At 66.3% G+C, this 18154-nt stretch carries 22 protein-coding genes and 1 pseudogene; 12 read left to right on the top strand and 11 right to left on the bottom strand.

Translation table 11 applies throughout. The features are described from left to right. Positions 1-49: 49 nt before the first annotated feature. Complete coding sequence (locus ACFZDC_RS41180) at positions 50-742, bottom strand: hypothetical protein (RefSeq protein WP_391332132.1); 693 nt, start codon at positions 740-742, stop codon at positions 50-52. Positions 743-1065: 323 nt separating this feature from the next. Here ACFZDC_RS41180 and ACFZDC_RS41175 point away from each other — a divergent pair, with 323 nt between their 5' ends. From ACFZDC_RS41175 to ACFZDC_RS41165, 3 genes are read left to right on the top strand one after another with little or no spacing between them, the layout of a single operon-like run. After that, complete coding sequence (locus tag ACFZDC_RS41175) at positions 1066-2130, top strand: ABC-three component system protein (RefSeq protein WP_391332129.1); 1065 nt, start codon at positions 1066-1068, stop codon at positions 2128-2130. Beyond that, positions 2127-2600: an ABC-three component system middle component 2 gene (locus ACFZDC_RS41170; protein WP_391332127.1), complete on the top strand. Its 474-nt coding sequence runs from the start codon at positions 2127-2129 to the stop codon at positions 2598-2600. Before ACFZDC_RS41175 ends, ACFZDC_RS41170 begins: the two co-directional genes overlap by 4 nt. Beyond that, on the top strand, positions 2593-4425 hold the full coding sequence (locus ACFZDC_RS41165) for a hypothetical protein (protein ID WP_391332125.1): 1833 nt from the start codon (positions 2593-2595) through the stop codon (positions 4423-4425). Before ACFZDC_RS41170 ends, ACFZDC_RS41165 begins: the two co-directional genes overlap by 8 nt. A 340-nt stretch (positions 4426-4765) precedes the next feature. On the opposite strand, the pseudogene ACFZDC_RS41160 reads toward ACFZDC_RS41165, so the two are convergent. From ACFZDC_RS41160 to ACFZDC_RS41145, 4 genes and pseudogenes are all read right to left on the bottom strand, one after another. Further along, positions 4766-4957: pseudogene (locus ACFZDC_RS41160) on the bottom strand (shikimate kinase); the annotation flags it as partial. Between the two features lie 292 nt (positions 4958-5249). Beyond that, on the bottom strand, positions 5250-5585 hold the full coding sequence (locus ACFZDC_RS41155; RefSeq protein ID WP_391332123.1) for a YnfA family protein: 336 nt from the start codon (positions 5583-5585) through the stop codon (positions 5250-5252). Between the two features lie 305 nt (positions 5586-5890). Continuing rightward, positions 5891-6337 carry a MerR family transcriptional regulator gene (locus tag ACFZDC_RS41150; RefSeq protein WP_391332121.1) on the bottom strand — a complete coding sequence of 149 codons (447 nt, stop codon included), beginning with the start codon at positions 6335-6337 and terminating at the stop codon, positions 5891-5893. Next, positions 6334-6663 (bottom strand): hypothetical protein, encoded by a 330-nt coding sequence (locus tag ACFZDC_RS41145; protein ID WP_391332119.1) that lies wholly within the window; start codon positions 6661-6663, stop codon positions 6334-6336. The genes ACFZDC_RS41150 and ACFZDC_RS41145 overlap by 4 nt, the downstream gene beginning before the upstream one ends. Positions 6664-7347: 684 nt before the next feature. Between ACFZDC_RS41145 and ACFZDC_RS41140 the strand changes: the two genes are divergently transcribed. The 5 genes from ACFZDC_RS41140 (at position 7348) to ACFZDC_RS41120 (ending at position 10961) form a co-directional block, all read left to right on the top strand. Next, the gene (locus ACFZDC_RS41140) at positions 7348-7668 is read left to right on the top strand and encodes a TauD/TfdA family dioxygenase (RefSeq protein WP_391332117.1); all 321 of its coding nucleotides are present in this window, start codon (positions 7348-7350) and stop codon (positions 7666-7668) included. After that, positions 7665-8612, top strand: a complete 948-nt coding sequence (locus ACFZDC_RS41135; protein WP_391332116.1) for a hypothetical protein — start codon at positions 7665-7667, stop codon at positions 8610-8612. The genes ACFZDC_RS41140 and ACFZDC_RS41135 overlap by 4 nt, the downstream gene beginning before the upstream one ends. A 405-nt stretch (positions 8613-9017) precedes the next feature. Beyond that, positions 9018-10046, top strand: a complete 1029-nt coding sequence (locus ACFZDC_RS41130) for a hypothetical protein (RefSeq protein ID WP_391332115.1) — start codon at positions 9018-9020, stop codon at positions 10044-10046. A gap of 140 nt (positions 10047-10186) precedes the next feature. Then, positions 10187-10528, top strand: coding sequence for a hypothetical protein (locus ACFZDC_RS41125; RefSeq protein ID WP_391332114.1), 342 nt, complete (start codon positions 10187-10189; stop codon positions 10526-10528). Beyond that, positions 10497-10961, top strand: a complete 465-nt coding sequence (locus ACFZDC_RS41120; protein ID WP_391332113.1) for an FAD-dependent monooxygenase — start codon at positions 10497-10499, stop codon at positions 10959-10961. The genes ACFZDC_RS41125 and ACFZDC_RS41120 overlap by 32 nt, the downstream gene beginning before the upstream one ends. A 489-nt stretch (positions 10962-11450) precedes the next feature. Here the strand turns inward: ACFZDC_RS41120 and ACFZDC_RS41115 are convergent, their stop codons facing one another. From ACFZDC_RS41115 to ACFZDC_RS41090, 6 genes are all read right to left on the bottom strand, one after another. Next, on the bottom strand, positions 11451-12254 hold the full coding sequence (locus tag ACFZDC_RS41115; RefSeq protein ID WP_391332111.1) for an aminoglycoside phosphotransferase: 804 nt from the start codon (positions 12252-12254) through the stop codon (positions 11451-11453). Positions 12255-12316: 62 nt separating this feature from the next. Then, positions 12317-12457, bottom strand: a complete 141-nt coding sequence (locus ACFZDC_RS41110) for a hypothetical protein (RefSeq protein WP_391332110.1) — start codon at positions 12455-12457, stop codon at positions 12317-12319. A gap of 4 nt (positions 12458-12461) precedes the next feature. Beyond that, entirely contained in the window at positions 12462-13571 is a 1110-nt protein-coding gene (locus tag ACFZDC_RS41105; protein ID WP_391332108.1) for a radical SAM protein, read from the bottom strand. Positions 13572-13687: 116 nt separating this feature from the next. Further along, positions 13688-14119, bottom strand: a complete 432-nt coding sequence (locus tag ACFZDC_RS41100) for a hypothetical protein (RefSeq protein ID WP_391332107.1) — start codon at positions 14117-14119, stop codon at positions 13688-13690. A 120-nt stretch (positions 14120-14239) separates the two neighbouring features. Then, positions 14240-14839, bottom strand: coding sequence for a hypothetical protein (locus tag ACFZDC_RS41095; RefSeq protein WP_391332105.1), 600 nt, complete (start codon positions 14837-14839; stop codon positions 14240-14242). Further along, positions 14836-15318: a hypothetical protein gene (locus ACFZDC_RS41090; protein ID WP_391332103.1), complete on the bottom strand. Its 483-nt coding sequence runs from the start codon at positions 15316-15318 to the stop codon at positions 14836-14838. The genes ACFZDC_RS41095 and ACFZDC_RS41090 overlap by 4 nt, the downstream gene beginning before the upstream one ends. A gap of 443 nt (positions 15319-15761) precedes the next feature. Between ACFZDC_RS41090 and ACFZDC_RS41085 the strand changes: the two genes are divergently transcribed. Genes ACFZDC_RS41085 through ACFZDC_RS41070 form a run of 4 tightly spaced genes read left to right on the top strand, consistent with a single transcriptional unit; the run spans position 15762 to position 17721 of the window. Beyond that, a complete protein-coding gene (locus tag ACFZDC_RS41085; RefSeq protein WP_391332102.1) occupies positions 15762-16181 on the top strand; it encodes a hypothetical protein in 420 nt (139 codons plus the stop codon). After that, positions 16141-16665, top strand: a complete 525-nt coding sequence (locus tag ACFZDC_RS41080) for a DUF6879 family protein (RefSeq protein WP_391332100.1) — start codon at positions 16141-16143, stop codon at positions 16663-16665. The genes ACFZDC_RS41085 and ACFZDC_RS41080 overlap by 41 nt, the downstream gene beginning before the upstream one ends. 8 nt (positions 16666-16673) lie before the next feature. After that, positions 16674-17528: a Scr1 family TA system antitoxin-like transcriptional regulator gene (locus ACFZDC_RS41075; RefSeq protein WP_391332099.1), complete on the top strand. Its 855-nt coding sequence runs from the start codon at positions 16674-16676 to the stop codon at positions 17526-17528. Between the two features lie 13 nt (positions 17529-17541). Further along, positions 17542-17721 (top strand): DUF397 domain-containing protein, encoded by a 180-nt coding sequence (locus ACFZDC_RS41070; protein ID WP_391332097.1) that lies wholly within the window; start codon positions 17542-17544, stop codon positions 17719-17721. Positions 17722-18154 lie beyond the last annotated feature (433 nt).

Here is an 18154-nt window from a genome sequence, read left to right as displayed (position 1 = left end):
CCCGTCGAATACGAAGCCAACTACTACACCGAACTCACGAAACCCCAGGTCACAACCACAGTCTGAGATCTCTACCGAACCCGGGGCGGTTCACTGTGATCTCGGCGACGACGTTGTTGTGCGGAAGCGTGATCACCTCTCGGATGCACGTCTCCAGCCAGTCGGCGAGCTGAAGGCCGGTCAGCGCCACCTGGTTGGGGTGGGCTGCGCTTGCGTAGTTGCGCATGAACCGGATGTGGTCGACCTGGTGGTAACCGACATCGCTTATGAGCCCGATCTCCCGGGCTCCGCTGAGCAGTTTCGCGTCGTCGAGCTTGACCAGATCCTCGGCCGTCTTGAGCTCTTTGCGGCGGTTCTCGCTCTTCTCCGCAACGGCATAGAAGTACGAGAGGTCGTAGCCGATCACCCGCTTGCGCAGCTCGATGACGGTCTCGTCCCAGAGATAGTTGAGCGCCGCGTCGAACAACCCGACCGAGCCAGCCATGATCATCTTCGCTATGTAGGCCGAGCGGGCCAGCTGCTCCTCGTCCAGGCCCGCAAGAGCGTGCTCGGTGCTCTGCAGGAGGGCGTGGCGCTGGTTGAGCGCAACCAGGACATCCTCAGTGGGTAGCCCTAGGTCGCCGAGACGGGCCAGGATCAGGTCCTGGAAATCCCGGAGGCCGTCAAGGGCGGCTCGACGAGGCTCGCGCAGTGCGACTTCTCTGGAAGCGCTGGGGGCAGCCAGTGACTGACTCTCTGTCATGCCGGAAGGGTAGATCCGGAAGAGTCCCACCGTCTGCGGATTTCGTCGGTTCTGCAGCTGAGTGCGCTCCGGCGCCGACGGGGCCGCCCCGATGACCCGACCAACCGGCTCGCGTTATTGGTACGACCCGGACGGCCGGGTCCTGCCAGTACATCCGCCGCGGCGCCGCCGTTACCGAGCCCCGGTGGAGGCGCCCTGTCCATCGACGATCTCCGATGGTAGAAGTGGGCAGCGGCGTGTACTTGGGGGAAACGGCGCACCGGGGGGTAGGAGTGGACGCATTGCCGCAGGACGGTGGCCAGAGAAGCGCGGACGGTGTGTCCGTGTCACAGTATGTGCCGCCGCCGTCGGTCGTGCCGCACAACCAGTTCGACACCCGGACACCCCTGCAGCAGGTCTTCTACTGGACGCCGGAGCAGTGGGAGCAGTTCACCTGCGAGTGGGTCCGCATGCGCAGGGACGAGTTTGGCTACCTCGGCGTGGAGGTCCTGGGCGGGACCAACGACCGCGGCGCCGACGTGGTGGCCTTCATGAGCGAGCAGCGGCTGAACGGTGTCTGGCACTGCTACCAGTGCAAGCACTACACCGACGACCTCACGCTCGACCACGCACTGCCAGAGATGATCAAGCCTTTCGTGGCGACGCTGGAGACGAGCCGGACGTTCCCCGCCCGGTACATCTTCGTGGCACCTAAAATCCATCCCCGGCTCAAGGACATGGTGCTGACCCCGGACGCGCTGAAGGACCGGTTTCTCATGTACCTGGACGGGCGGACCAAGCCGGTCGCCGCGTTGTCCCCACAGACCCGGGCGGCCGTGCGGGCGTTGGCGCAGAGCACGGACTTCTCGATGTTCTGGACCGTGAACCTGGACGAGGTCCTGGAGGTCTACAGCAAGTCGCCGCTGTTCGCCTCCCGCTTCAACCTGCCGCCCACCGGCAAGCCCCGCAAACTCCTTCCCCCTCCCGAGCCCCAGGTCAACGAAGCGCGCTACCTCCAGCAGCTCCTGGACGTTTACCAGGAGAGGTTCGGCGAGGACATCGCCACCGTGCAGCACGCCTTCGAGCACCCCAATTCGGGAGAGCATCTTGGGCGGCAGCGAGTGGCGTTCTTCGACGCGGAGGCCCTACGCATGTATGCCCGAGAGAGCATCGCGGGGGACACCTACGAGGAGCTACAGGACGACGTGCTGACCAACCTGATCGAGGTGGCTGCCATCGACTACCCCTCGGGGTGGGATCGCCTCCAGCAGGTCCTCAAAGCCTCCGGGCAGATGACCCTCACCGGGTCGCCCTTGCTGCACCTGTTCCGCAACAGCCAGCGTCAGGGCATGTGCCACCAGCTGGCGAACGTCGACAAGCTGCACTGGTGCAAAGGAGGTTGCCGATGAACCCGCTCAACAGCCCGGTCGAAGTGGGGATGCGTACGTTGGTCCTGCTAGCCAGCAGCCATCCTCACCCACTGGACCTCTCCTGGCTGGTGGTCCTGGACCACGCCATGCTGCACAGCAGCCAGTTCGACGGTCCGCCCAGCCTCCATCCCCGCCTGCCCGCCCAGCCGGGCGAGCTCGGCATGAAGCGGCAGATGATGCAGGAAGGGCTGGAGGTGCTGCTGCGCGCCGGCCTGGCCACGGTCGAGGCGACCGAGGGCGGGATCGTCTACCAGGTTACCCCGCGCGGCTCGGGGTTCGTCGGCATCCTGGAGGCCCCGTACGTCGGCGAACTGCGTCAGCGCGCGCGGTGGGCCGTGGAGCAGTTCGCCTCGACCACGGACGCGGTGGCGGCCACACGCGACATCACGACCCGCTGGCACAACAAATTAACCACCGAAATGCAGCACCTGGGGGTCGACCGTGGCTAACTTCACCCTGACCCATCTGACGTACGCCGGTGCGGGCCTGCCGACGGCCAGCGTAGAGTTCGACCCCAAGTTCACGGTGATCTACGGCTCCTCCAACACGGGCAAGACCTTCCTGGTCGACTCCATCGACTACATGCTCGGCGGTCATGTACGTCCCTCGATCCCGCGCGCCGAAGGATACGGACAGATCCTGCTCGGCCTGCTGCTTCCCGACGGCAGGCCTCTCACACTGGTCCGCAAGCCCGGCGGCAAGAGCATTTACGTACACCAGGACGACCTGAGGGAGCTGTCCCACGCCACCCCCGACGCGATCGTCTCGGCCCGCAGGATCCGCAGCCGCCGTGACATCTCGCACTACCTGCTCAGCAAACTGGGACTGGACGACACCTACGTTCGCACCAACGAGGGCGGCAACACCGAGCTGCTCAAACTTGCCGACCTGACCCACCTCAGCGTGGTCACCGACACCCGCATGATCGATCCGAATCCGCCCTCGCAGCGCACCCGCGGCACCGCGGCCAGGACCACCGCCCGCTCGGTCATGAAGCTGATGCTGACCGGAGAGGACGAGCCCCCGGCGACCAAACTCCCCAATGCTGCTCAACGGCGCGTCCAGCGGGGCAAGATTAACCTGATCGATTCGCTGGCACTGGACCTGCACGCCAAACTCTCCCGCGACCAGACCCCCGACGAGCTGCGAGATCAGCTTGCCCGGTTAGAGGACAGCCTCAACGACATGGCCCGCTCGCTGACCGGCGAGTCCGAGCAGCAGGCCAGCGCCGTCGCCGCCCGTGCACGCCTGGCCGAGACGGACGCCGAGCTGGAGGCACGTCTGGGTGAGGTACTCGATCTGCTGGGGCGATTTGACACCCTGCGTCAGCAGTACGAGACGGATCTCGCTCGTCTGGAGATGGTCAGCGAGGCGGGCAATCTGCTGGGCTACTTCCAGGTTGGCCGCTGCGTCTTCTGCGGGGCGGACCCCGAACACCAGCAGGTCCAGCACGGCCATCAGGAGACCACCCAGCTGCACGAGGCCGTGCTCGTCGAGTCCGCCAAGACGCACTCCCTTCTCGCCGACCTCCGGCTGACCATTGAGGGGCTGGAGGGCCAGCGCGACGAGCTTGCCGAACGCCGTACCGCCCTGAGCGCGCAGGCGGCCGAGGCCGACAGGGCCCTGGCGCAGATTGAAGCGCGACTGGCCCCTCTTCGCGACGGGCTGCAGGACACTGTCGACGAGCGACTGCGTGTCGAGCGCGACCTGGAACTGCGGGCCCGGCTTGATGAACTGGAAGAGCACCGCTCCCAGCTGGTGGCCCAGGGCGCCCTGCCGTCCAAGCGGCGGGAATCCCTGATCGCGGGCAGAATCCTGTCGTCGTTCGACGAACTCTTCCAACGCACCCTGGATTCCTGGCGGATCCCCGACGTGGAAGGCGCCAGCTACGACCCCTACAGCGGGGACGTCAGTGCCGGCGGAACGGCGCGCGCCGGCCACGGCCGTGGCATGCGCGCTCTCCTGCACGCCGCGTTCTCCATTGCCCTGGCCCGCTACTGCCTGGACCGCAGACTCCCGCATCTCGGCTTCCTCGTCCTGGACTCGCCCCTAGTGACGTACAAAGAGCCGGACTTTGACGCCGACCGCATCCCCCCGAACGTGATCGATCATTTCTACCGCTCGTTCCTAGCCTTCCCCGGCCAGGCCATCGTCGTCGAGAACGCGACGCCGCCCCCAGACGTCCTCGAGCAGGCACGGATCGTCACCTTCAGCGGCAGCGGAGCCCGCCCCGGCTTTTTCCCCGCGCGTCCCAGCACCGCCAACCGGACCTGAGCCGCACCGAACCCGCAGGGGGTGAAGCGCCGGATGGCCCGGCATGCCGATACCGTGCTGACCGGACGGCCACGATGTGGAACGGCGACACACCAGGGTGCCCTCAGCGCCGCGAAGCCGTCACGGGCTTTCTGCCGACCACCACGCACACGTGAACAGCTTCGTGGACGCCGCCGCCTTGCGGCCCCACTTCGTCCCGCTGATCCGCACCGGGTTCTCCGAAGCGGCACATCGCCAGCTTCTTTAGTCCGCCAGGTCCTGACGCGTCGCCTGCTGCCACGACAGCCCGCGCGAGGAGAGGGAATTCAGCAGCGTCCGGCAATCCGTTTCATGATTCCTCGCCGTCGTGCTCGGCGAGTGCCCTGTGCACGGCGGCCTTCTGGATCGCCCGGAACACCGCCTCGCCCTCGTCCACGAAGATCTCGGCGATCGTGTGGCCCCCGGCGGCCACGATGTCGTCGTCGGTGTCCCGGTAGGCGACGCCCAGCGGCTCGGCGAGCAGCTGCCCGACCGTGGACTTCCCGACACCCATCGGGCCGACCAGGACTCCCGTGGCGGCAATGCTGCCAATGGCCGGGGCGACCGCGGTGGACGTGCTCGAATAGCTCGGCCTCCCGGCCGGTGCCACGGTCCTGGTCAACGGGGTCGGGGGCGGGGGCGGCCTCGCCGTCGCCCGGCTGCCTGTCGGGCGTAAGAAGTGCCCGTGATGGGGATTCTTGAAAACGGGCAGGGCTGCTCGTCGCCCCACTCGGTCCGGAGTTCAACGGAGTGGGGTGGTGCCACGAGCGGGGCACGTGCTGTCGGAGGTCCGGGCGAGGTGTGGATCAGTGGCTGCGGGGGCCATACATGATCACGGCCATGCCGGCGAGGCAGACCAGGGCGCCGATGACGTCGCACCGGTCGGGGTGGTAACCGTCGGCGACCACGCCCCAGGCGATTGACCCGGCCACGAAGATCCCGCCGTACGCGGCCAGGATGCGGCCGAAGTCGTCGTCGGACTGGAAGGTGGCCACCACCCCGTACAGGCCCAGCGCGATGACGCCGGCGCCGATCCAGATCCAGCCCTTGTGCTCGCGGATACCCTGCCAGACCAGCCAGGCGCCGCCGATCTCGAAGAGAGCGGCGACGACGAACAGGGCAACGGAACGAGCGACAGTCATACCGTCGGACCCTACCGACGGTCCGCGCCCGTGATCTTCAGTGGGCCCCGGACCCCTGGCAGCCACACCCGTCCTCACCAGGGGCCTTCGGCGCGCAGGAGCAGGCGCGGCGGCGCTGGCCGAGCCACCAGGTTCCGGCGGCGAATACCGCCAGGACGATGGTGACGGCAGGCAGCCAACCCACCACCGCTCCGGCGCTGGCCCCGACGACGCCCGCCGTGATCAGGACGGGCAGCGCGCAGCACGCCACACACGCCAAGGCGGCCAGACCCCCGAGCACCTTCGGGGTGCGATGGGGACGAGCGTCAACAGCACGGGCCGGCATGGCGGTTCTCCTCGGCAAGGTCGGTGAAGGGGATGGGGCAGCACGCACTTCCGGCGCAGACGGTCAGGTCGTCGCACCCGGCTTCGACGGCCGCGGCCAGGGCAGTGCGGATGGTGGTCAGGTCGGCGATCTTCGCGTCGACCTCGGCGAGCTTGGCAGCGGCCCGCTCCTGGAGCCCGGCGACGGGCCGGCCGTGCCGGTGGCGGCCGGCCTCCAGCAGCTCGGCAACCTCCTCCAACGTGAACCCGAGCCGTTGTGCGGCCTTGATCACCCGCAGCGCGGTCACCGCGTCCTCGCCGTAGAGGCGGTGGCCACCGTTGCTGCGTTCAGGCTCGGCCAGCAGGCCGCGCCGCTCGTAGTAACGCAGCGTCTGGACGTTCACCCCGGCCGCCTCGGCGACCTGCCCGCTGCGCAGGCCCGCGCTCACCCCTGCACCCTTGCGGTCCGTGCGGCGATGGCGTCCAAGACCGCCCCGTGCGCCGCCTCCACCGCGATGTCAAGGCCGATCAGATCCTCGCCGGGGGTGGTGGTGAAGGTGAAGAACGAGCAGCAGCTGCTCTCCCGCGCCACCAGGTCCCGCACCCGCTCCTCGGCACCCGGCCCGCCGGCCAGGTCGAGACGCAGCCGGAGCGGTTCAGGCCTCGACGACGAGGTCAGCCGCTCGGAGAACAGCGCGTCCCACTCCGCGACCCGCAGGGGCCGCTCCTCGGTGGGCAACGTGCAGGACTGCGGCACCCACGCCAGATCACTCATCGCATTCACTCCCGTCGTCACGTCCCCGAGGGCGGGGACGTGACGACGGTAAACCTGTACATAGGTACCGGTTGCAAGTCCGGCGGGGCCTGGGTGGGGAGATCCACTGAGCAGGTCTGGGGTCACCCCAAGCAAGGGGTGGCCGTTTTCAAGGAGCGCCATCACCCGGCCGTCTGACGCCGTCGACCGTCCATTGCGGACTGAAGAGAACCCGTGGTCAGCGCGCATCAACTGAGCACGTTCACCTGTACGGGGTTGGCACGTTCAGGCGTACGCCAGCAACTACCTCGTGCGCAAGATCTTCGAATCTGGTGGCGGAACGAGGACCACATCGGTGGATACTGCCGCATGGCACGGATGTTGGAGAACCTGCTCGAAGAGAGCAAGGCCAAAGGGTGGGCAGCAGGCCAGGCGACCCTAGCCGAGGTGCAACTTGGTGCCGCGCTCCTGGGATGGGCGGAGGTGCCCACACGCCGCGGAGGCCCAGCCGTGAGCACCTTGCGACCAGTCGATCCAGCCGAGGCAGAGCCCAATTCCCTTAGTGCCCGCTACGGCAAGGGAGCTCAGCCTTTGCACACTGACGGCGCACATCTTCCGAAACCCCCCGACATCGTGATCCTCACATGCGCGACGACAAGCGCGACACCGACTCGCCTTTGGAACAGGCAACGCTACGGCCACGTCATGCAGCGGCTGCCGGAGCACGTGCATCACGGCGTCTTCCTGATCAGTAGCGGTAAAGACAGCTTCTTCGGCACGGCATACGCAGGTCGGCGCTTTCGCTACGACCCGGGATGTATGTTGCCCTGCGATGCACGGGCCCGACAGACGGCACAGTTCTTCACCGACGTGGAAAAATACGCTGACGAGCACGTATGGAGCGAGCCCGGGCAAGTGCTCCTGATCGACAACCGTCGGGTCCTCCATGCCCGCGCCTCGGCAGTTCAAGAACCTCAGCGAGAGGTCCAGCGGATCAGCTACCACCTGAAGCGCGAGGCATCATGACAAGGCCCTTCGACCACGAAGCGCTCTGGATCAAAGCGAAGCTTTTCCTCAATCGCGCCATGGACGATGACTCTAGGTCGTTCGACGAGCAAGCCCTCTGGGCCGCCCTGGCGCTCGAACTGTTGGCCAAAGCTGCCCTTGCCCGCGTCTCACCGCTCCTGATCGCAGAACCCAACGAGGAAGGCACCAACCTCCTCATCGCGAGCGGGCTCGTCAAGGGCGACGCCAGGTTCACCTCCGTACGCGCGAAGACTTTGATGGCCCGATGCCACAAAGCCTTCAAGCCTTTCGACCAGACAGAGGCCATGAAGATCATTAACGGTCGGAATGAGTACCTCCACAGCAGCGGGGCTGGCTTCATGGCGATCCCGCCCCACGCCTGGTGGCCCAGATACTGGTCACAAGCCGCCATCCTGGTCACCGCGCTCGATCGTGACATCGAGGAACTGGTGGGCAGCGACCGCGAACCCACGGTCACCAAACATCTCGAACAGAACGCCAAGAATCTCGAACAGCGCACGGAGGCCTTGATCGAGAGGGCCAAGCAGCGTCGACAGCAGTGGCTTGACGGGACTCTCCCCGCGAAGGTCGCTGCTGAGTGGAAGACGGGTCAGTATCTCTCAGCCACGATGGCTCACAGTGAGAACGTGACCTGTCCTGCCTGCGAGTCCGCTGGACTCCTCGAAGGTGAGGAGGTAGTCAACGTCGAGATCAACTACCCGCAAAGTGGCGGCTATGGGCTGGACGAGGAGTATGACAGCCACTACCTCGACGACGTCTCGGTGACTCTGACCATCGGTGCTGACTACTTCAGCTGCGCTGGCTGCCAACTGGTCCTGAACAGCTACGACCTCATCAGGCAGGCGGGGCTGGACACCGAATTTGATGTTGAGGGCGACGTGGACGAGTACGTCGGTCAAGAGCCTGAGTACGGGAACGACTGAGCCGATCCAATTTCACCCCCTAGCTAGCACACGGACCTCAAGGACCGCTTCCAGGTCGAGGTGGCAGCCGCAGAGGCCCGACGGATCACGGCAACCCAGACCCTGATGCCCACGAGGAACTGAAGCGGGAGAACGCAGAGCTCCGTCAATATTGCCGCCAGATGGAGAGCCGATCTACGCGCGACGGCTTTGAACCAGCTCGCGCTGGAACACGCAGCCCTCTCCAGGCGGGATACCGACGCCGGCTAGGGTCAAGACACCGCCGCGTCGCCGCCAGTCCTTGCCCTGACCTGCGATTCGATCTGCAGTCAACTTTGTCCGTGCCTCCGAGGAGCCTCACCACCGCCGAACGGATTACCCAGAAAATAGGTATCGGCGGGACGCAGATTCGTTAATCTGCGCCGCGTGATCATTGTTGATAGCAATCAGATGAGATTCGTGTTGCCGCACAGCCCGGCCTTGAAGCTCTTCTCCGCTGTTGCGCGACGGGCCGGACACACGCTCGCCATCACGGACGTCGTCTTCCGCGAGATCGTCCGGCAAAACCACGAAGAGTTGACCTCGGCAACCAACGGGTATCTCCGAGCCCGGCGCACACTCAACGAGCTGCTGGCGCCGCCCCAGCGCGTCCAGGGCACCCCGCGCATCCCAGAAGATGGGCTGAACCGGAAGAACTTCATCCGTCGGGAAGTCAAGCGATTTGAGGCGGACATCCGCGCCGACTTCCTCGTGCTGCCTACCTCATCAGAGGACGCGCTGGCCGCGCTGATGATGGAAGCGGACCATACGGAGCCGGGTCTGAACGGGACGGGCGCCAGGGACGCCTCGATCTGGCTCACGGCTGCCCGAGCGGCTGCCACTTGCGAAAGGGACAGTGCGGGGCGGCGACTGCCTGTCATCTTCGTTTCTTCGGACGGAGACTTCACGGCACCTGGCAAGAGTCGTGACCTGGCGCCGCAGCTGGCCAACGATGCCACCCGGAAAGGCCATCTGATCCTGAAGTCGACAGTCGTCGATGCGATGGACGCCTTCGGCTATCCGCAGCAGCTTGTCGATGCGGAAGAAGTGACTCAGCGTGACGCCTTCCAGCGGGTGCTGATAGACGTGGCCACTGACGTGACCGATCTGCCTAGTCGCCACTTGGAGAAGATGGCCGAAGCTGAAGTCACCGTGCGGTTCGTCAGCGGCCAGAAAGGCCGTCGCTGCAGCGGTGACGGCACGACCCTCACCACGGTCTCCGGGACGTGGTCAATTCGATTTGTTTTCGAACGGCTCCCGCGTCGTTTCGGCAGCTATGGGAGCGCCCCCTATAGGGGGCTCTCTATGCAGATCGAGGGCACGGCCCTGATCGTCGAAGAGCGTGACAAGGAAGCAGTGATCGAGTTCGCTCCTCAGATGATCAGTGTCGCCGGCCGGGATTCCCGGGTGCTTTGACAGTCGCGGGCATGCAACACACGTGTTGCATGCCTTGCCCACTCCTCAGGCATGATCTCTCGAGCTCAGTCCCGGGCTTTGGAACGGAGAAGCAGACTCGACATCCCAAAGGGACTGGCGGAAGAAGGCGGCGCTTCGACTTGGTGGTCGGGGCAGACGGGCTGCACTCGGAGCTGCGAGCGATGGTCTTCGGGCCGCATGAGCGGTTCCTCCGCCACCTCGGGCACGTGCTGGCCTTCTACAGTGTGCCCAACGAGTTCGGGCTGGACCGCTGGCTGCTGGAGTACCAGGATCAGGAGTCCGGGCGCTCCGCCCTCCTGCGGCCCATCCAGGACGCTACCCGGGCGATGGCCATGTTCTACATCCCCTCGGCTGACTTCGACGTCGACCACCGTGACGTTGCGGCCCAGAAGGTTCTGCTGCGAAAGCGGATGGCGGGGCCTGGGCTGGTTGACCCCGGACATCCTCGCGCACCTGGATGACACTCCGGACTTCTACCTCGACCAGGTCGCTCAGGTGGTGATGGACCGCTGGTCCAGTGGACGGGTGGGGTTGCTCGGGGACGCGGCGTTCAGCTCGTCGCCGATGTCCGGGCAGGGCACCGGGCTGGCCCTGGTCGGTGCCTACCTGCTGGCCGGAGAGCTCGCAGCTGCCGGATGGGACCCCGACGCCGGGTTCGCCCGCTACGAGGCGCGGATGCGCTCGTTCGTCGAGGCCAACCAGGAGATCGGCCGGTTGAACGCCCGCAGCCGCGACGTTCCCGGGCCAGACGCCGAACCGCGCGATTTCGGCGGAGAATGGTTCGCCGAGCTGGTCGGGCGCGCGATCAACGGCGTCGAGCTGCCCGACTACGCAGAGGTGCCGGACTCCGCAGCCTCGGCCGGATCGCCGATCACCTCGTCGGCCAAGCCGTAGGTGTCACGGTCGTCCGGGCTACCAGCACTCGGGACGAGTGCGTCCTGGGCCCTCTGCGTCTGCCATTTCGCTGCGCAGCACCGACCCCACCATCGGTGCGGCCGGTGCTGCTGGTCACCTGCCTTCCTCCCATGGGGCGGCGCATGAATGATCTGACGAACGGTTTGAAACATCTCAGCGCCGTGGGTGCCGTTGGGGAAGCGGACTACCTCGCTCCATACGCATTTCGCCCGCCATATGAACGCCAAATGTGCGCTTCACGGCGCGGCCGCTGCGCTTGGGCGGTGGGGTGAGGCATTGTCGACCACCGATGCGGCCACCGTGCGCGAGTGGCTGACCACCTGGACGGCGGTCGGTCTCGAAGGCGTCGTGTACAAGCGGCTGGAGGGAAGGTGCGAACCGTCCGTCCGAGGCAGCCGTACAGGCCTGCGGCCGGGTACTCGATGATGTCCCCCCTGGGGCGGGGGTTCGTGAGCGTGTGGGCGCTGGTCAGCGGGGGGCTTGCCGGTGCCCGTTCCAGGCTTCCGCGGTGAGTTGCATGGGCGTGGCCCAGTCGTCTTCGCTCTGCTCGGCGATCGAGTCCCAGACGCGTTGCTGGACGCGGGCGAGGACGTCGAGGCCTTGGGTCGGGGCGAGCTTCCACGCCGGGTGAGCAGCGGCGGCGCTTTCTGCCTGTTCGGCGGTGTGGCCGTGGGCCATGAGCCAGAGTGCCCACAGTGCCGGGTCGATCCAGGCGGCTCCGAGGGAGGCCCATCCCCAGTCCACGAGCAGGGCGCCGCGGTTGGTGATGAGGACGTTGTGTGGGTTCCACTCGGTGTGTAGCAGGCTGTTTCCGGCGAACCAGGACAGTTCTTGCGGGTCGTCCACGAATGTCCGCAGCCGGTGCGGCATTGTCTTCAATTCAAAGCCGGGTGCCGACACGTCGGCCAGACGGATCATGGTGGCCATGACGGTGGGCAGGTCGAGGGAGCCGGGCGTGTAGTCGGCGTGGCCGCCTTCCACGTACTCGAAGCCCAGCAGGCTCCAGCCGTCCCCTTCGACGTGCCACAGCAGCTCCGGGGCGATGCCGCGGACGAGCGGGCCGATCTGCGCTTCCCGCTTCTGGGTCCACACCCGCGGGTGATCCAGGGGCAGACCCTTGACGAACAGCGCGCGTTCCGTGGTGCGGACGCGGGCGGCGATGGCGCTGTTCAGGCCCGCGTTGATGCCGCTGATGTCGACCACGGGGCCGCTGACCTTCTCGATCAGCCGTCGTACGGTGTCCGGAAGCTGGGTCAGGCGCTCGGTGGGCAATTCACTCTCCTGTTGCGGTCGGGCGCCGGGGCCGCGCATGGGCGCGGCCCCGGCAGTCCGTTCTACTGGTAGGGGTTGTCGTCGTTGCAGCCGGGCACGGTGCCCGGGGTGAGCGCGTCGACGTCGCCGATCAGGGTGACGTCCTCCGGGTCCTGGACGACGAGCTCCGGTTTGCGGGTCAGCTCGATCATGACAGCGGTCATGGGGCTACCTCATTCCGTGTTGGCAGTAGTTTTCGAGTGGTGCCTTCGCCTTCTGGAAGACCTTCGCCATCGGCCTGCACACCCGGCACGTGCCGGACAGCTGGCAGCCTCTGCATCCTCCGGTGCGAAGCATGAGGGACTCGGCGATGGGGCCGAGCCGGGCCAGACCTTCCACGCCTTCGGCGATCAGGTCGACGTTCGGTTCGCGGCCGACCTTGCAGATCGAGGCCCGTCCGAACGGGTCGGCGTGGAAGAACGTCACGCCGGCCGGGCAGCCGGTGAACGGCTTCCGGTGGGTGAGGTACTCGGGCGACTGCTGCGGCAGGGGCTCAGCAGTGCCGTGGATCGTCGGCGAGATGTTCGCGTACTCGCGGAACCGAACACCGAGCCGGCGCGCCCATTCGCGCATCGCCTCCGCCTCGTGCGCGTTCCCCCGAATGATGATCAAGCTGAGGTCGACGTTCAGTCCCGCGACGACGGCGTCCTGCAGGCCGGCCGCGAACCGGTCGAACGCACCCCGGTTGCGCGTGACGGCGTCGTACGTGGCGGCGGTCGCGCCGTACACGCTCAGCGTCAGCTTGGTCGGCGGGTAGGTGCGCAGCAGGTTCAGCACGTGGTCCTTGTGGAGTCGGGACCCGTTCGACAGGATCTCCACCTGCATGCCGAGCTCGTGCGCGAGCTGGTACGCCTCGGGGAAGTCGGGGTCGATCAGTGGTTCCCCGCCGGTGATCTGCAGCCAGATCACGCCCGCGTCCCGCATGACGGCCAGGAGCTGGCGCTTGCCGTCCATGTCCAGGCCCTCGAAGCGCTTCTTGCCGAGATAGCACATCGGGCAGTCGTAGTCACAGCCGAGGTTGATCTCCCACGTGGCCCGGCTGAACTCGTACGGCCCGGCCTCGCGCAGCAGCAGGGCATCACCGACCCGGCGGCCGGCCAGGTCCACGTTCCACTGCTCTCGCACCGGGTCGGTGAGCCACGGGGACATCGTGCCGGGCCCGGCCGCCAGGGCGCGCAGTTCCTCGAACCGGGCACGGGGCAGCTGCACGGCCTTGGCGCTGCCCGGCCGCAGGATCAGGCGCCGCTCACCGAACGGTGTCGCAAGGAGTTCGTGCACGTCGTGTTCCCTTCTCGTGAACCCGGCGTCGGGCCGCTAGGGGGGTGGAGCGGCCCGACACCGGGCGTTGGAGCCTGCTCCTCACCGGAGCCCTGAACAGCGGTGAGGAGCAGGTGTCATGGGGTGGGCTCGCGTAGTGCGGGCAGGTAGGCGAGGAACACGCGGCGCTCGCGCAGGTGCTCCACCACGTGCGCGTAGGAGTCGTTGTCGGTGGTGATGGCGGGCCGGGTGATGGCGAGGATGCCGTGGGCGTAGCCTTGCGCGGCGTACCGGCAGGCTGCTGCGAACCCGGGCCGCTGGTCGAGAGGCAGTGGCTGGCGCAGGTCGGCGAAGGTTGTCCGCGTGGTCTTCCAGCGCATCTGTGTCGCGTACTGCTCTATCAGTTCGAGGTCGGCACGCCGCTCGGAACCGGTCTGCGCGACCACGTAGGGGACGACGCGCACCGTGCGGCGGTTGCGGGCGGCGATGGCGATGATCTGGGCCGTGTACTCCCGGCGCAGGGCTTCCAGCCGGGCGGTACAGGCCAGGGGTTGCAGCGGTGTGGACACGGCGTTTCCCTAGTAGGTCGACTCTCCGCCGCCCGAGGAGGGGCCCTTTGGGGCGGCAAGGGGGTGGGGGCCGCGTGCGGCCGAGGGGTGGAGGTGGTGGGGTTCGGTCGCACGCGGGGATCAGGAGATGCTGCTGAGTACCGTGCCGAGGAGCGTTTCGTGCGGGACGGGCCCGGGCCGGAACCGGTCCAGGAGCTCACGCAACGGACCCGGCGGGACCAGCCGGTCACCGCGCATACGCCGCCGCCAGAACACCCCGGGCGGCTCCGTCTGCGCCAGCGGTGGCAGGGCGAGCTGATGGGGCCGGCCCAGGCACGCCCCGTACCGGTGCGGCGCCCAGCACTCGCTGGTTCCGGGTGGTACGAGCCAGACCAGCCATCCCCGTTCGGGGTCCTCGATGACCGGGCCGCAGGCGTCTGGGTGGTCCTGCTGCTCGCACCGCTGGATCTCGTCCAGCATCGCCACCACCCCGCAGGCCTCGGGCCCGCTCGCAGTGACGACGAGGTCGAACAGGTGCCCACCCAGGGGGAGGATCAGGTCTCCACCGCGCTGGAAGGTCATCAGCCTTCGGACGCGGTCGGCCAGGGTCTCCATGTCCGCGGCAACCTCGCCGGGCGGGCCCCATGCTTCGGGGTGGGCGAAGTCGACCTCGGGTACGGGCGGCCGACCTTGAGTTGCGGCGCTCTGCGGCTCGCGGCGAGGTAGCCGTGTGGTCGTCACGCCGACGCCTCCCAGGTGGCGGGGATGATCGCTTGGACCGTTTTCCCGACCACGTGATCTGCGTCGTCCCTCTTCACGTCCCACGACAGGCGTCCCTGGTAGTGGCGGATCCACCACAGGCCGTTGGGGGGCTGCTGCGGTGCGGGGCTGGTGGCTACGGCCTGGTCGAAGTCCGGGAACTCACCATCCGCATCCGATACCTCGATCAGTAGTTCATCGGTCTTCGAGAACAAGACGAGCCGGAGTTCGACACAGCCGTCGGGGAAGGGGCGGCCGTGCTTGAAGGCGTTGTCCACGAGCTTGTCAGCAACGCGGGCAGCCGCATCCACATTCCCCGTCCACCGCCATACCGTGAGCAGAGGCCGCGCCCTGAGCCGGGCATTCGGACCAGCACCCGCGTTCGCCGTCAGGCTCCACTCCCTGGACCGAGCCGGCTCATCCCCGGTCTGTAACGGCAGGAGGGTCACCGTGGCGCTCACCGGATGTGGCGCCCCAACCGGCTCCCCCGGCTGTTGGTGCCTGGTAGAAGCCGACCTCTTGGTCGTAGGTGCGTCCCCTTGATCTGCGGAGGGAACGGCGCGCTGTGATGCCGGATTCATAAGGGACTCCTGGTTCGCGATGGTGGGTCGCTGGTGCACATTGAGCACGGGTGTGATCGCGTCGTTGAGCCGACTGGAATCCGCTTGCACGAAGACACGGCGCTCCGCCTGCCACGTCATTTGCGCCAAGTGGTCTTCGAGGGAGGCTGGACGTCCGGCGTGCGCGCCGCTGGTCGGGCTCGTAACCGAGCGTAGAGCGGCTCACGCTCAAGTCCCAAAGAAATTGCGCGAGTTTGCGGAAAGCCGATTGACGGCCTCGAACGCCCAACCGACCATCGTCGTGTCGCGCAAATCTGAGCAAGACTGCAGACAGGAGAACGACCATGAAGCTACGGTTCCTTGGTAAGAACTCCACAGTCGGTGACTGCCCGACCCTGTACGCCACCGACCGGGAGACCTACCTCGTCCAGGGCTGGAGGATCTTCGCGAACGATCTGTTGATGCAGCTTGACATCTCCGAAGGGGAGACGGCGATCGAGGTGCCCACAGAGCTGTTCGAGCACCTCACGAACGACGGCCTCCCGGCCGGGGAGATCAGGCGCCTCGAGAATCCGATCATGATCCTGACGCCGGGCGGTACTTTCGTCGTTCAGGGCCACGAGGTGACCGACCCCGAGGCCCTGGCTCAGATGGAGGTTCCGGACTACGAGACCGTGGTCGAGGTCCCCAAAGCCGCGATCACTGCCCTACTGGAGGAACCGCGTGGAGCTGATCTCCAGCGCCCAGCGCAACCAGCTCTTTGAGAGCTTCGCGCACGACGCATTTCACCTGGAGCTGAGGGACGACTATTCCGTCCCTGACGAGGACAGCCCGTTCACGAGCTGGCTCCGCGGCGAGACCGTGGACTACTCCTACATGGAGCCGTGGACGAAGCTCATGCGGCACCTCACCAGCGAAGGGAAGACAGTCCGACGCGTCCGGGTGGTCACTGAGCCACAGAGCCCCTACATCCAATGGGAGTACGCCACCACGCCCCTCAACGAGGGGGCCGGCGAGCAGATCCGGTGGCTTCCCCGGCACCGCTTGCCCGAAGACCTCGTCTTCCCCGTGGCGGGCAACGACTGGTGGCTGTTCGACGACCGGCTTCTCGCCGTAGGTCACTTCGACGCAGAGGGAAGAGCGCTCGGCTCCGAGATCATCGAAGACCCAGAGACCGTGGCCGAGTGCGTATGCCTGCGAGACCAGTTGTGGGCCGCGGCCATCCCGCATCACGAGTACAACTCCTGAGCCTATCCGTGACCACGCAGGTAGAAGAGGCGCTGCGAGCGCTTGGTGCCCGGCTGCGCGGTTTCCGCAAGGATGCCGGATTTGCCAGCGGCCGGGCATTCGCGCGTGCCACCTCGTGGCAGGAGTCGAAGGTCTCACGCATCGAGAACGGGAAGCAGCGTCCCAGTGAGGACGACATCCGCATCTGGTGCGAGACGACTGGCCAAGGCGACCAGTTGGGGGACCTGGTCGCGATCGTTCGCCATGTCGACGAGCTGTGGCTCGAATGGCGCCGGCAACTCCAGACCGGTGTCGAGAAGCGGCAGCAAAAGGCCATTCCGGTGTACGTCAAGACCAAGGTGTTCCGTGTCTGGCACCCCACTGTCGTCTGGGGAACCCTGCAGACTGCCGAATACGCTTCCGAGGTCTTCAGACAGGGCGTCAGCTACTACGAGATTCCTAATGACGCCGAAGCGGCCGTGGCGAAGCGGCTTGAACGCCAGCAGTACCTGTACCAAGGCGATCGCATCTTCAACGTTCTGCTCGGTGAACAGGCTCTGTACACCAACTTTGGTGGCCCGGAAGTAATGAAGGGACAGCTTGACCGCCTCCTTGCGGTGATGAGGCTTCCCCGCCTCAGCCTCGGCATCGTCCCCAGATCTGCACCCACCACGATATGGCCGGGCAACGCGTTCTCGATGTTCGACGACCGGGTCGTCCTCGTCGAGACCTACTCGGCGGAGTTCTCCGTCACACAGCCCCGAGAAACCGAGCTGTACACCAAGGCGTTCGCCCTTTTGAAGCAGTCAGCGGTCTACGGGACCGCTGTCCGAGACCTCGTCTTCACAGCAATCCAGCACTTCGATCAGATGCCGAGCGACTAGGAGAGATCGCACCATGCAGCCCATGCCACCGAACTGGCGTACCAGCTCCTACACGGGGACGGAGAGCTGCGTTGAGGTTGCCGACAACGACCCGAAGTACGTGAGGGTGCGGGATACGAAGACGCGCAACAGGGGAGTCATCGCCGTTCAGCGAGCCGCCTGGATTAAGTTCGTGGAGTACTCAAAGCAGTAACACTTGAGCTTTGGGGGCGCGGTCGGATTGGCTGACTGCGAACGTCGAATAAAGGGCACAAGGCCGTGAGCTGGGCATGTCTGCCCCTCGCGGTGCATGCCTACCACGTGTATCCGTGCTGCCGGCGGGTCTCCCATAGTGTGGCGTGCTCAACAGGCGGAACAGATAGGTGACCGCCGCCGAACCTAGCGCGCCGCAGGCTCCAAAAAAGAGCTTGAAGCCCACTCGCCGGAGGAAGAGCTTCCGATGGAAACGCTCCAGGTCAGAGGTCTCTTGCTTGGTCGGCTACTCCGAAAGAGTCTCGGCATGTGGGAGCGGGTTCAGGGGCGCGCCGCGCCCCCTAGTAGACTGTCGCGACTAAGTGTCGTTCTGGTTGGTGGAGTTGGGGTCGGGGAGGCTTCGCTTGATGCTTCCGTTCGGCCGGGCAGGGGTG

The organism is Streptomyces sp. NPDC007905 (assembly GCF_042959345.1).
Taxonomy (GTDB): Bacteria; Actinomycetota; Actinomycetes; order Streptomycetales; family Streptomycetaceae; genus Streptomyces.
Note: the sequence above shows the minus strand (reverse complement) of the source record. Positions and strands in the feature narration are given on the sequence as shown.